We start from the raw sequence: 12,353 nt of genomic DNA on the forward strand, positions 1-12,353 counted from the left end.
CAGGTACCGCCGCACCGCACGCACGGGCCGCGTACTCGGCACGGCGCGGGGCGCTCTGGGGCTTTGCCGCGCTGTTCTCCGGCGCGGGCCGCTTTTCGACACACACGATGGGAGCACCACGCATGGACGTCGACACCGCCGCGAACACCGACACGGTGCGGCAGACGTTGCAGGACCAGCTGCGCCAGCACACCGAGACCCTCGCGGCCCTGGTCGCGGCGGGCGCCGACCCGGACACCGCCGGCGAGGACCCGCAGGCCGTGGCCGCCCGTACGGCCGCCGCCCGGCAGGCCATCGAGGAGACCAACGCCGCGCTGGCGCGGGTCGCCGCGGGCAGCTACGGGCGGTGCGAGCGCTGCGCCGGTCCGATCCCCGCCGAGCGGCTGGAGATCCTGCCGCACGCCCGGCTGTGCGTGCCGTGCCACGCCCGCGGGCGCTGAGCAGGCCGGCCATGACGGGCGTCCTCAGCAGGCAGCGGGAGCTCGATGCGCTGCGGGTGCTGCTGTACGAGCACCGCGACCGCTGCCACACCCAGCTCCGCCTGCTCAACCAGCCACCGCGGGACGGCGCCGGCACCGAGCAGCCGGCGCTGGCCGCGCTCACCCGGCACCGGCTCCGCGACCTGGAGCACGCGCTGCACGCGATCGACCGCGGCACCTACGGCGTGTGCGCCGGCTGTACCGCCGACATCCGCATCGACGACCTGCTCCGGCAGCCGGCGGCGACCCGCTGTCCCGGCTGCGCCGATGCCGGTCACCGGCCTGCGGTGTGACGCGGCGCCGGCATGGAGATCGAACGGACCGCGCTGCCCGGCATCGGCACCTGCCGGGCGTTCACCACCGCCGCCGGGCACCGGGTGGCGGTGGTCGCGCAGCACGCCGGCGGCCGGCGGGAGCTCATCCACGGTCCCGACGGCCGGTCCCGCCTCACCCTCACCAGGGAGGAGGCGATCGTCCTGGCCGGGCTGCTCGGGGTCTTCGACGTCACCGGCGACGCAGACCCGAGCGCCCGGCCGTGAGCGGGTCACGCCGTGCCCGGGCGGGTCTCGGCCGGCCAGTTGAGGACCTTGGCGCCGAGGACCGCGGCCTGCAGGGTGAACCGGTGGGCCGGGTCCGCCGCGTCGTAGCCGGTGAGGGCCTTGACCCGGCCCAGCCGGTACGTCACCGTCCGCACGGACACGTGCAGCCGCTTCGCGGACTCGGTGGCGACCCCGCCGGTGGCGAAGTACGCGTCGAGGGTGTCCAGCAGCGCCCCGACCCCGATGCGGGCCTGCAGCAGCGGGCTGAGCACGGCCGAGACCAGGTCGACGATGGCCGGCTGGTCGCGCAGCAGCACGCGGTACACCAGCAGGTCGTGCGCGGTGATGACGGGCCTGTCGACGTGCAGGCGGCCCGCCATGGTCAGCGCCTCGCGGGCCTCCTCGTAGGAGCGGGCGATGCCGTACAGGCCGGGGTGCGGGCGGCCGACCGCGACCCGCCACGGCCGCCCGTGCCGGAGCCGCTCGAGCTCGCCGTGCATCAGCTCGCCCAGTTCGCTGTCCCGGCCCGACGGAGCGGCCCGGCCGGCGGGTGCGGTCGGGCCGGCGGGTGCGGTCGGGCCGGCGGGTGCGGTCGGGCCGGCCGCGGCGGGTTCCGCCGGCGCGAGGACGACGAGCAGGTGCTCCTTGGTCGCGACGAGGACGTCACGGTCGCCGAGCCGGTCGAAGATGACCGCCTCGAGGGCGCTGATCGCCGCGTCCGCGTCCGGCAGCCGCCGGCTCGGCGCGGCGAGCGCCACCTGGTGCACCCGGGCGAGGTCGAGCCCGAACGGCTCGGCCCGCTCGACCACGCTGCCGAGGTCGGAGTCGCCCCGCAGCAGGTCGTCGACGAGCTCCCGGCGCAGCGCCTCCTCCCGCCGGACCAGGTCCCGGCGGGCGACCGCGTAGCCGTCGGCGAGGGTGGCGACCGCGTCGTCGATGACGTGCAGCACCGCGGCCGCCGACGCCCGCACGACCTCGCTGTCGCCGCAACGCTCCACCATCGGCAGGTCCTGCCACAGCCGGCGGGCCGCCGACAGGTACAGCTGCACCACCCGGCCGGCGGAGATGCCCTGCTCCGCGGCCTGCCGCCCGAGCAGGGCCACCGCGTCGAGCTCGGCGCGGCCGGGCCGGCGGCCGCTGACCGCCGCGTCGGCGAGCATCGGCAGGTAGTCACCGAGCAGCTGCACCGGCACCCCGCCGGCGTCCCGGGCGGCGGCGGTGGCCACCTCGGCCAGCCACACCTGCTGCGCCGGCGGCGCCGCGGACGCGCCGGTTGACTCCCGCCGGCCGCGCTCGGCCACACCCCACCCCCCGCTGACGTCCAGCCAGCGGCAGTGTAGCCCCGGACGCGGTCCCGGTGCCGCAGGTGATGGGCTTGCCGGCCTCACCCTTCCCGGTGCCGGCCGTGCAGCCACACGGTCCGTGCGGCGTCGCGGCCCCTGTGGCCGGTGATCGGCAGCCACAGCCCGAACCGGTACGGGCGCATCTGCTCGCCGGTCCCGGCGTCGTACGGCAGCCCGACCATGGCGGTCGGCTCGCCGAGCGTGTTGTCGCGCCGGACCCGCAGGCCCGCCCCGTAGGCGTAGGCCCCGCTGAGGCCGGTGAGCACGGACAGCTTCGCCAGGTCGTGCAGGCGGTCCGGCGCGTCCTGGCGGACCTTCACCTCGATCGCCAGCACGTTGGCGCCGTCGTCGTTGGTGCGCCGCCGGTGCAGCACGACGTCCGGCGAGATCTTGCGGGCGCGGTCGGAGCTCTCGCCCCGCAGCACCTTGGTCACGCCGGCGAATCGCTCGTACTCCTGGTCGAGGTGCAGTCCCCCGTCGTCCGGCTCCCGGGCCAGCCACCGATCGAGGTGCCGGTCCAGGTAGATCATCATCCTGCCGACGACCACCCGTTCGGTCGTCTGCAGGATCGCCTCGTCCAGCCGGTACAGGTCGTCGAGCGTCGCCTCGACCGCGGCCTGGAGCTCTTCGAACGTCGGATCGGCGGGCGGCACGGTGGTCGACTCTACCGGCCGCAGGGCGCGGCCCCGTCCGCTCGGACGGGGCCGCGCCTTCACACCCCGCGACGGGTGGATCCGCGTGCCTCAGTTGACGAACACCAGCGGGCCGCCGGCGACGGTGGTGTCCTTCACCGGGCCGTAGGCGGCGCTGAAGTAGCCGTTCGGGAAGCACGCCGACGGACCGGAGAAGCGGTTGAACTTCTGGTTCGTGAACGTGATCGACTGCCCGACGTTGTTCGCCACGCCGAGCACCTGGTTGAGGTCGGCGCGGTACACGCAGGTGATGATGCCCAGGCCCGAGACGAGCTTGATGGTGGTCTGGATCGGCAGCGTCGCGGTGCCGGTCACCTTGACCTGGTTGCTCGGCGGGGAGGTCACCGTGGTGGCGTACGGCAGGTTGTTCACCACGATGCTCTGCACCCCGGTGACGGTGGGGATGCCCGTCGGCGTGCACGACGAGAAGTTCTGCAGGGTCAGCGACTCGGCGGCGGTGCCCGGTGCGGGCACGTTGCCGGTGACGGTGGCGCCGAAGTTCGACACCGTGCAGCTGATGAAGCTGGAGCCGCCCGGGGTGTTGTAGAACGTGGCCGTGGTGCCGGTCTTCAGCGTCGCGCTGAGCGCGTCGCCGTTGGCGACGTTGGCTCCGCCGACGCTGTTGATCGTCAGGACGTTGACGGTCGCGGCGTGCGCCGCGGCGGGGAGCAGCCCGGCCACCAGCACCGCGGTGAGCGCGGCGGCGGACAGGGTCCAGAACTTGCGCATGGGAGGCCTTTCTCGTGCGGGTTTGCGCGGCCGGTCAGTGCGCGGACGCGGCGATGGCCTGCTTGAGGTCGTCGAGGCTCGGGTCGACGGCCAGTGCCGTGTTCGTCTGGCTGAACACGACGGTGTTGCGTCCGGCCGCGGCGGGCAGGCCGAACACGGTGTTGATGACCCAGTCCAGCGAGCCGCCGATGCCGCAGCCGTTCGCCGCCGGCACCCTGACGCTGTTGTCGACCAGCGACGCGCCGGAGAACGACACCACGAAGGCGCCGAAGCCGTTCGGGTCCGAGGCGAGGTCGATGACGCCGGCGTCGCCGGTGATCGGGCCGTTGGGCGGCGGTGGGCTGGTCGTGCCGGTGGTCGGGCCGAGCACGATCGGGTTGGCGTTGGAGCCGATGTAGCAGTGCAGCCCGAACAGCGCGTTGAACAGGTGCAGCTTGATCGGCAGGCGGAACACCGGGGCGGGCTCGCCGGTGGCGAGCGGGACGAACTCGGTGATCGGCCCGGCCAGCTCCACCTGGGCGAACGCGCTGGTGACACCGGGCAGGAAGTTGGCCAGCCCCGGGATCGGCACCTGCAACGGCGACGAGGTCAGCGTCCTGCCGTCGGCGGACGGCACGGTGCTGAACACGTTGGCGACGGTGCCGTCGGGGAACTCGACCGTCGGGCCGCTCGCCGGCCAGTACACGCCGAACTGCAGCGTGATCGGCTGGGTGAGCGGGACCGTGGTCGAGCCGATCGTGACGCTGCCGCCGCGGGTCACCGAGATGACGCAACCGACCTGCTGGTTGCCCGGGTCGGCGAGGACCGGGCTGGACAGCGGGCAGTTGCCCATCCCGGTGTAGATGCCGGTCGGTTTGGCGGTCGCGACCGGCTGTGCACTTGCGGGGGTGCCGAAGATCGCGAGGATGCCGGCGGTCACCGCCGCGGTCGCGGCGGACACACGTTTGGAGCGCATGGAACCTCCTGCTGGATTTCGGCGGGGTGTGACGAGTTGTAAACCCGGCGAGTATCTAACGTCAAGAATCGCGCACCGATAATCGGCTTCAGGAGATCGAATACCGCCGGAGTTTTCAATCCGTGAAATACCGGTGAGCAGGGTTGACCTGATCTATACCCGCGAGTAACTTCCCGGGGAACGCCGCCCGCTTCACATGTGGAGGTCCCGCCATGACCCAGGCCGAAGATCAGGAAGAACCGCTGCAGGGAAAGACCCGCTGGCGCCGATTCGCATTGACGATGGGCATTTCATCCGCGGTCACCGCAGCCCTTGTCGTGCTCACCGGTCAGGGCGTCATCGCCGCCTCGTTCTCGGTGTCCGGGCTGCCGTTCGTGGTCACCGCGGACGAGTTGCAGGGCACCGGCTTCGAGCAGTACGCGGTGCTCGACACGATGGAGCCCGGCAGCCCCAACGAGGGCGACACCGGCGGCCAGCTGATCCTCATCGTCTCGGCGGTCGACAACGCCAAGCTGACCAACCTGTGCCAGAGCATCAACCTGGGCGGGACGAACCTGAAGCTGACCGCCGGCAGCGCCGAGCACCCGGTCACCGCCACCAAGCTCATCGTCGACTCCGACCTGATCAGCGGCGACGCCAGCTTCACCACCATCGACATCGGCCAGGACGCCAGCACGCTGACCCGTGTCCCCGGCGCCACCGGCGGCATCGGCATCTTCGGCCAGCAGGCCGAGACGGTGACCATCAAGCACCTGCGGCAGAACAACTACGCCACCACGGCCGCCACCTTCATCCTGCCGAACCTGCACATGAGCTTCAGCGACGAGGGCTGCTGAGTTGCGCCCCTCCTTCCGTCGCTGGCGGCGCAGCCGCCCCTTCTGGGGCGGGCTGTTCATCGTCGTCGCCGCCGTGGAGATCTTCCTGACCGTCAAGGCCCCGCTGCCGGTGGTGCTGCACATCGGCATGCAGGGCCTGGCCGGCTACCTCGTGCCGATCATCATGTTCCTGTGCGGGGTGCTGCTGTGGTTCAGCCCCGAGAACCGCACCTTCTACTCGGTGCTGGCCCTGCTCATGGCCTTCGCCTCCTGGGTCACGTCCAACCTCGGCGGCTTCCTGATCGGGCTGCTCCTGGGCATGATCGGCGGCTCGTTGGCCTTTTCCTGGCAGCCGGTACGACCACCCGCCCGGCCCGCCGCCACGGACACCGAACCCGACGCCGCCGGACCCGACCCGGAGCCGGTGGAGCCGGAGCGGGCGGACCGGTAGCCCGCGGGTCGCGAAGCCGCGGGGCGGCGGCCGACGACGACCCGCAGGCAATACGATCCATGCATGTCAGGTGGCGATCGCCTCTCCACCCGCACCGAGGCGGTCGCCGCCGTCCAGCACCGGCTGGAGCGCGCCGCGGCCGGCGACCGGGCCGCCGTGACGGACACCGGCGCGCTCGCCGACGCGGCTGATCTGGCCGGCTGGGCCGAGCCCGACCGCCTCGACACCGAGGTCGTCCATCTGCTCGCCGCCCTGCACTGGCTGCGCCTGCAGTTCCTGCCCGAGGGTGAGCACGCCGCCGACGCCCGGTCCGCCGTCGCATGGTTCGCCCGCCTGCTGCCGTGGCGGCCCGGTGCGGTGCCACCGGCGCTGTTGCCCACGCTGGCCGAGCACGCGCCGCCTGCCGGCGACGGGATCACGGACTGGCAGGACGAGGCGCGACGCCTGCTCGACGATCCCGACGCGGCAGGCCACCTCGCGCTCGCCGACCGGGCGGTGCGGCTGCTGCGACGTGCCCTGGCCGCCACCGACCACGGCGATCCCGATCGGCTCGGGCTCCTCGCCGACCTCGGGACGGCGCTGTTCCAGCGGTTCCGCCGCTCCGGCGACCTCGATGACATCACGGCCGCCGTGGACGCGATGACCTCGGTGCTCGACCACGCGCCACCTGAGGACCCGGAGCTGCCGCGGATCTTGTCGAACCTCGGCGCGATGCTGCGGATGCGCTTCGCGCGCACCGGCCTCGCCGCGGACGGGGCGGCTGCGGTCGACAGACTGCGGGCGTCCGTCGACCGGACACCACCCGACGATCCGAGCCGCGCCACCCGCCTGTCCAACCTCGGCAACGCCCTGCACAGCCGGTTCACGCGCTTCGGCGATCCCGCCGACATCCATGCCGCCGTGGCGGCCGGACGGCACGCGGCCGAGCTCGCGCCGGCAGGCCATCCCGACCGTGCCAGGATTCTCGCGAACCTCGGCAATGCGCTGCAGCGCCGGTTCGAGCTGACCGGGGACATGCAGGACCTCACCGCCGCGGTCGCTGCCGGACGGGCCGCCGTGGAGTCCACCCCGGCCGGGCACCTCGATCGGCCGGGACGCCAGGCGAGCCTGGCCAACACCCTGCTGACCCGTTTCCTGCGCACCGGCGACCGCGACGATCTCGACGACGCCATCGCGACCGGCGGCGAGGCGGTGGCCGCCGCCGACGGCCATCCCAACAGCGGCATGTACCTGTCGAACCTCGGCACCGCATTCCAGGTCCGGTTCGACTGGGCCGGTCAGCTGGCCGACCTTTCGACCGCCGTGGACCTCTTGCGCCGGGCAGTGTCCGCGACCCCGCCCGACCACGTCGACCGGCCGGCGCGGTTGTCGAACCTCAGCACCGCGTACTCCACCCGGGCGAGCCGGACCGGCGATCCTGCCGACGTCGACGCGGCCGTCGCGGCCCTGCGGGAGGCCTTCGGCGCGATCCCGGCGGACCATCCGGACCGGCCCGGGATCATGTCCAATCTCGCCAACGTGCTGTGGCGACGCTTCTCCACCAGCGGCGAGTCGGCCGACCTCGCCGAGGCCGTCGACCTGCTCGGCGCGGCGGTCGCGGCGACCCCGCCCGACCACACCGACCGTGCGCTCTACTGTTCCAACCTCGGCAACGCCCTGCGGGACCGGTTCTCGCGTACGGCAGACCCGGCCGACATCGCCGGGGCCGTCGACGCGGGAACCGAGGCGGTACGGCGGACGCCGACGGACCATGCGAGCCGGCCCGTGTATCTGACCAACCTGAGCAACGCGCTGCGGGACCGGTTCGAGCACGCCGTCGACCCCGCGGATCTCACCGCGGCGATCGAGGTCAGCCGGGAAGCCACGGTGCTGACCGCTGCCGACCATCCGGACCGGGCCGGCCGGTTGTTGAACCTCGCCAACGCCCTGTGGGCCCGGTTCGAATGGTCCGGTGACCGCGCCGACGTCGATGCCACGATCACGCTGAGCGCCGAGGCGGCCGGCCTGACCCCGCGCGACCACCCGGCCCGCGCCGGACGACTGTGCAACCTGGCCAATGCCCTGCTGGCGCGATCCGACCGCGGCGGCGACCCGCGGGACCTCGCGGAGGCGGCACGCCACTTCGCCGAAGGGCTCGGCCTGGAGACCGCGACACCGGCATGGCGGGTGCGGTGCGGGGTCGGACTGGCGCGGCTCGCGGCCGACCGCGGCGACTGGGAGACCGCCGGGCCGGCGTGGGAGACGGTGCTGTCGCTGCTTCCCCTGGTCGTGGACCGAGGGCTGTCCCGCTCCGACCGGCAGCACAACCTGCGCGCCTTCGCCACGGTGAGCACCGGTGCCGCCGCGGCCGCGCTGGCCCTCGGCCGTCCCGGTCAGGCATGGCAGGCCCTCGAACAGGGCCGTGGCGTGCTGCTCGGCCAGGCGCTCGACACGAGTGCCGATCACGGGCTACGGCGGCAGCACCCCGGGCTGGCCCAGGAGATGAGCCGGGTCCGCGCCCTGCTCAACGACGAGAGCGTCAGCTCCCCCGACATCCGCCGGCAGGCCCGGCGCGACTGGGAGGTCCTGACCCGGACACTGCGCACGAAAGCCGGGTACGAACGCTTCGGCGAGCTGCCGACGACCGGTGAGCTGCGCGCGGCGGCCGGCGGCGGCACCGTCGTGGCGCTCAACGTCACCGCGTGGCGCTGCGACGCGCTGCTGGTCTCCGGCGACGGCGTCGACACGTGCCCGCTGCCGGACCTGACCGGCGCGGACGCGGTCGCGCGGGCGCAGGAGCTGCTGACGGCGGTGCGTCGGCCGGACTGGACCACCAACCCCGTCATGTCCGATGTGCTCGCATGGCTGTGGGACACGACGGTCGAGCCGATTCTGGCCCATCTCGGGCATTTCACCGCACCGGACGGCGAGCTGCCCCGAGTCTGGTGGCTGGCGACCGGGCCGCTGTCCGTGCTGCCCATCCACGCCGCGGGCCGGCACGGCGGGGCGGCCGGCGGCACGGCCCTCGACCGGGTCGTCTCGTCCTACGCCCCCACCGTCCGGCTGCTGGCCCGGGCCCGGGGGCGACTGTCGGTGCGCGACGTCGTGCGGCTCGACCTGCCGGACGCCTACCTGGCCTTCCTGTCCGCGTGCACCACCGCGTTCGGCGGGACGGCGCTGCTGGACGAGTCGATCCACATCGCCTCCGCGTTCCAGGCGGCCGGCTTCGCCCACGTCGTGGGCACGCTGTGGGAGGTCGACGACCACTACGGCCTCGAGTTCGCCCAGCGCGTCTACGGCCAGGTCACCTCCGGCACGACGACGGCCAACGCCGTGCATCGGGCGGCGCGGGCCGCACGCGACCGTTACCCGAACAATCCCCACCTGTGGGCCTCCCACATCCATCTGGGGCCCTGACCACGGCCGGCTCCTACGGGCCGACGTGGACGTGTCCCGCCCAGAGCAGTGGATTGTCCGGGTACCGCTGCCGGAGCCGGGCGAGTGCGGTGTGCACCCCGACCGCGACCGGCCGGCGGTCGAGCAGCTCGGCGTAGATCTCGGCGGTGATCAGCCGGGCGTCGGCGTCGCCGATCCGCCACAGTGTCCCGATCGCGTGGGTGAAGCCGGCGAGCTGGAACGCGGACGAGATGTGCACCGCCTCGTCGATGAGGTCGGCCCCACCGAACGCCGTGGTGCAGGCCGAGAGGTACGCCAGGTCCGCCTGCCGCAGATCCAGCTCGGCGAGGTCGCGAACCGTCAGCACCTCCTCGTGCAGGACGAGGTGGCTGTCGGCGGGATTCTGCTCGCTGGCACCGTGACAGGCGAAATGCGCCCAGCGGCTGCCGGCGAGCGCGGCGAGGACGTCGGCTCTGGTGGCCGCCGCACCGAGATACGTCGTCACGGACGTCTCACCGGCCTCCTCGAGCCGGCGCACGACATCCGCCGCCTCCGCTGAGGTCTCCGGCAACGGCCGGTGGCCGACCGGGTCGGGCACCGCCACGACGAGCGACGTCCCGGCCGTGACCGGCGTCGCCGTGCGCATCCGCTCGGCGGCGTGGGCCAGCGCCCGGACCGTCGGCGCGTACGACGAGACCGTGCGGGCCATGACCGAGGTGTCGGTCCCGTCGTCACGGCCGGCCGCGTGCAGCGGGACCACCGTCAACGGTCCGGTCGGTATCCACCAGACGTGCCGGTCGGCCGCCGCCCACCCGCGTGCCTCCAGATGGTCCAGGACCGGCAGGGCGACCCGGTCCCAGAGGTCGGCGAGGACGGCCCGCAGCTCGCCCGCGGTGCTCCAGTCCGGCTCGGACACGGCCCGCAGGAGCCGGTTGGCGTCGTCACGGGCCGTGGCGTAGCTCAGCTGCGGCAGTTCGGCGTGACTGACCTCGTCGCCGATCACCACCAGTGCGTCGCATCGGTGCCGCGCGACGTTGATCACGACCGCCGGACCGGGCAGGGACGGTCGGGACGCCGGGCGGATCTCCAGGAAGTCGGCGAAGCCGGGCAACGCGCGGACCACGTCGAGCAGCCGGTCGCGCTCGCGCTCACGCTGGTGGAACAGGCGGGGATCGGGCTCCGCCCGGGCCTGCTCGTCGAGGCCGCCGAGCAGGCGCAGCAGCGTGGTCAGTGAGCCGGCGAGATCGGGGCGCAGCGCATGCAGGCGGGCGAGATCCGCCCGGTTGGTCAGGGTCTGCGCATACAGCAGGCCGCGGCCGGCTTCGACGAGCGCGAGCGCCTCCGCCGGCGCCGCCCCCGACTCCAGCGCCGCGGCCGCCGCCTCGGAGCCGAGGCCGGTCAGCTGCGACAGGTGACGTTGCCGGTCGTCGCGGTGCAGCCGGACGTCGATGACGCCGCCGAGCGCGTCGATCGCCAGCCGGAACTGGTGCAACGCGGCCGGCCATTCGCCGGCCTCGGCGTAGCACTCGCCGGCATCGGTCAGGCTCAACGTCCTGACCAGCGCCGGCGCTGTGGTCACCTGGCCGGACCGGGCGTACGCGTCGGCGGCGGCGCGCAGGTCCGCGACGCCGCCGGACGCGGCCCGGCGGCGGTGGACGAGGCCCAGGTTCGCCAGGATGGCGGCGGATCCCGGCTCGGCGGGATCGACCAGCGCCGCGGCCTCCTCGCCGGCCCGGACCGCGGCGTCGAGGTCCGCGGGGTCGTCACGTGCCCTGGACCGCGCGGACAGCGCCGCGGCGAGGTTCGACAGGTGCCTGGCGCGCCGGCCGGCGCCGCCGCCGGCGCTCGCCGTGGCGGCCCGCGCCGCGGCCACGGCGCTGTCCAGATCCGCGGCGGCGGCACCGCGGTCGACGCCGCCGGCCCTGACGCGCAGTGCGGTGCTCAGCGCCGACTGGTGACCGGCATGGTCGGGGTGGGCCGGGTCGACCGCGGCCGCCGCCTCCCGCAGTGCCTCGACCGCGGTGTCGGCGTCGGCGAGGGCGCCGTAGCGCTGGAATCGGGTCCGTGCGGCCCTGGCCAACGCCGCCAGGAGCTTGTGTCGGTCCGGGTCGCCCGCTGCGGCACTGTCGACAGCGGCCCAGGCGGCGTCGACCGCGGCGGTGAGGCTGTGCGCGTCGCCGCGGTGCAGCGAGCGCAGGAACAGCGCGCCGGCGAGGTTGGCCAGATGCCCGGGGCGTTCCCGCGGATCCGACTCCTCGACCGCCAACCAGAGCAGGTCGACGGCGGCGTCCAGGTCGTCGACCGTGCCGGTGTGATCGAAGCGTGTCGCCAGCGCCGACGCGAGGTTGGACCGCCGCCCGGGCAACCGCGGATCGCCGGCCGGCGTCGTGGTCACACAGTCCCGGGCGGCGTCGATCGCACCGTCCAGCGCGTCGAGGTCGCCGGTGGCCTCGAACCATCCGATGTTGGCCATGGCCAGCTGCGTCAGGCAGACGAGACGTCTGGCCGGGTCGCCGGTGAGCCGCTCCAGGACGAGCTGGAGCAGCAGCCGCGCGTCGAGGTACAGGTCCGGCTGCGCGAACCTGCGCTCGTCCCGGAGCAGCCGTTGCGCCCGCTGGTGCCACTCACCCACGTCCTGCTGGGTCACGGCGCTCACCTGGCTGACCACGTCGCGGACACCGTCGGGCACCAGATCGGGTGCTTGGCGGAAGACCGTCGCGAAGTGCCGCAACGCCAGCATCGCGTCGTCTCGGCCGTGGTCGGCCGGCAGTTCGGCGATGACCCGGTAGTGGTGCAGCAGCGCCAGGCTGTACGCGACCTCGAGCTCGCCGGCGCGCGGCGCCAGGCTGTCGGCGTGGGCCGTCGCCTCCGCCGAGCCGAGGATCTCCCCGCCCGCCTGGCCGGTGCTGAAGCGGTCCAGCAGCTCGTCGAGCGCCATGAGTGGGTCGCCGGTGTTCATACACTGCCTTCCCGCC

The 12,353-nt window shown here is 73.7% G+C and carries 11 protein-coding genes; 6 read left to right on the forward strand and 5 right to left on the reverse strand.

Features of this window, described 5'->3' with window-relative positions:
* The first annotated feature begins 122 nt into the window (after window positions 1-122).
* The 3 genes from OP18_RS19815 to OP18_RS19825 are packed head-to-tail and all read left to right on the forward strand — an operon-like array spanning window position 123 to window position 1,018.
* Entirely contained in the window at window positions 123-440 is a 318-nt protein-coding gene (locus OP18_RS19815) for a TraR/DksA family transcriptional regulator (RefSeq protein ID WP_033360433.1), read from the forward strand.
* Window positions 441-451: 11 nt separating this feature from the next.
* On the forward strand, window positions 452-772 hold the full coding sequence (locus OP18_RS19820; RefSeq protein ID WP_033360434.1) for a TraR/DksA C4-type zinc finger protein: 321 nt from the start codon (window positions 452-454) through the stop codon (window positions 770-772).
* Window positions 773-784: 12 nt separating this feature from the next.
* Complete coding sequence (locus OP18_RS19825; RefSeq protein ID WP_033360435.1) at window positions 785-1,018, forward strand: cation:proton antiporter regulatory subunit; 234 nt, start codon at window positions 785-787, stop codon at window positions 1,016-1,018.
* A gap of 5 nt (window positions 1,019-1,023) precedes the next feature.
* On the opposite strand, the gene OP18_RS19830 is transcribed toward OP18_RS19825, so the two are convergent.
* The 4 genes from OP18_RS19830 to OP18_RS19845 form a co-directional block, all read right to left on the reverse strand.
* Window positions 1,024-2,319 carry a PucR family transcriptional regulator gene (locus OP18_RS19830; protein ID WP_052386999.1) on the reverse strand — a complete coding sequence of 432 codons (1,296 nt, stop codon included), beginning with the start codon at window positions 2,317-2,319 and terminating at the stop codon, window positions 1,024-1,026.
* A gap of 83 nt (window positions 2,320-2,402) precedes the next feature.
* Window positions 2,403-3,014, reverse strand: coding sequence for a hypothetical protein (locus OP18_RS19835; RefSeq protein ID WP_033360436.1), 612 nt, complete (start codon window positions 3,012-3,014; stop codon window positions 2,403-2,405).
* 90 nt (window positions 3,015-3,104) lie between these two features.
* Window positions 3,105-3,782, reverse strand: coding sequence for a hypothetical protein (locus OP18_RS19840; RefSeq protein WP_033360437.1), 678 nt, complete (start codon window positions 3,780-3,782; stop codon window positions 3,105-3,107).
* 34 nt (window positions 3,783-3,816) lie between these two features.
* The gene (locus OP18_RS19845) at window positions 3,817-4,737 is read right to left on the reverse strand and encodes a hypothetical protein (RefSeq protein WP_033360438.1); all 921 of its coding nucleotides are present in this window, start codon (window positions 4,735-4,737) and stop codon (window positions 3,817-3,819) included.
* A 281-nt stretch (window positions 4,738-5,018) separates the two neighbouring features.
* Here OP18_RS19845 and OP18_RS19850 point away from each other — a divergent pair, with 281 nt between their 5' ends.
* From OP18_RS19850 to OP18_RS19860, 3 genes are all read left to right on the forward strand, one after another.
* Window positions 5,019-5,573, forward strand: a complete 555-nt coding sequence (locus OP18_RS19850) for a DUF6230 family protein (RefSeq protein WP_245635454.1) — start codon at window positions 5,019-5,021, stop codon at window positions 5,571-5,573.
* A 1-nt stretch (window position 5,574) separates the two neighbouring features.
* Window positions 5,575-6,003 (forward strand): DUF6114 domain-containing protein, encoded by a 429-nt coding sequence (locus tag OP18_RS19855; protein ID WP_063745543.1) that lies wholly within the window; start codon window positions 5,575-5,577, stop codon window positions 6,001-6,003.
* A 63-nt stretch (window positions 6,004-6,066) separates the two neighbouring features.
* Window positions 6,067-9,399 (forward strand): CHAT domain-containing protein, encoded by a 3,333-nt coding sequence (locus tag OP18_RS19860; RefSeq protein ID WP_052387000.1) that lies wholly within the window; start codon window positions 6,067-6,069, stop codon window positions 9,397-9,399.
* 13 nt (window positions 9,400-9,412) lie between these two features.
* Here the strand turns inward: OP18_RS19860 and OP18_RS19865 are convergent, their stop codons facing one another.
* The gene (locus OP18_RS19865; RefSeq protein WP_033360440.1) at window positions 9,413-12,337 is read right to left on the reverse strand and encodes a CHAT domain-containing protein; all 2,925 of its coding nucleotides are present in this window, start codon (window positions 12,335-12,337) and stop codon (window positions 9,413-9,415) included.
* Between the last annotated feature and the right edge of the window lie 16 nt (window positions 12,338-12,353).

Origin of the sequence: Dactylosporangium aurantiacum (genome assembly GCF_000716715.1) — a bacterium.
Lineage (GTDB): Bacteria > Actinomycetota > Actinomycetes > Mycobacteriales > Micromonosporaceae > Dactylosporangium > Dactylosporangium aurantiacum.

What these genes read in the sequence shown, in the direction of transcription:
- OP18_RS19815 (WP_033360433.1), top strand. Translation starts at nt 123, where the DNA reads ATGGACGTCGACACCGCCGCGAACACCGACACGGTGCGGCAGACGTTG.
- OP18_RS19820 (WP_033360434.1), top strand. Translation starts at nt 452, where the DNA reads ATGACGGGCGTCCTCAGCAGGCAGCGGGAGCTCGATGCGCTGCGGGTG.
- OP18_RS19825 (WP_033360435.1), top strand. Translation starts at nt 785, where the DNA reads ATGGAGATCGAACGGACCGCGCTGCCCGGCATCGGCACCTGCCGGGCG.
- OP18_RS19840 (WP_033360437.1), bottom strand. Translation starts at nt 3,782, where the DNA reads ATGCGCAAGTTCTGGACCCTGTCCGCCGCCGCGCTCACCGCGGTGCTG.
- OP18_RS19845 (WP_033360438.1), bottom strand. Translation starts at nt 4,737, where the DNA reads ATGCGCTCCAAACGTGTGTCCGCCGCGACCGCGGCGGTGACCGCCGGC.
- OP18_RS19850 (WP_245635454.1), top strand. Translation starts at nt 5,019, where the DNA reads ATGGGCATTTCATCCGCGGTCACCGCAGCCCTTGTCGTGCTCACCGGT.
- OP18_RS19860 (WP_052387000.1), top strand. Translation starts at nt 6,067, where the DNA reads ATGTCAGGTGGCGATCGCCTCTCCACCCGCACCGAGGCGGTCGCCGCC.
- OP18_RS19865 (WP_033360440.1), bottom strand. Translation starts at nt 12,337, where the DNA reads ATGAACACCGGCGACCCACTCATGGCGCTCGACGAGCTGCTGGACCGC.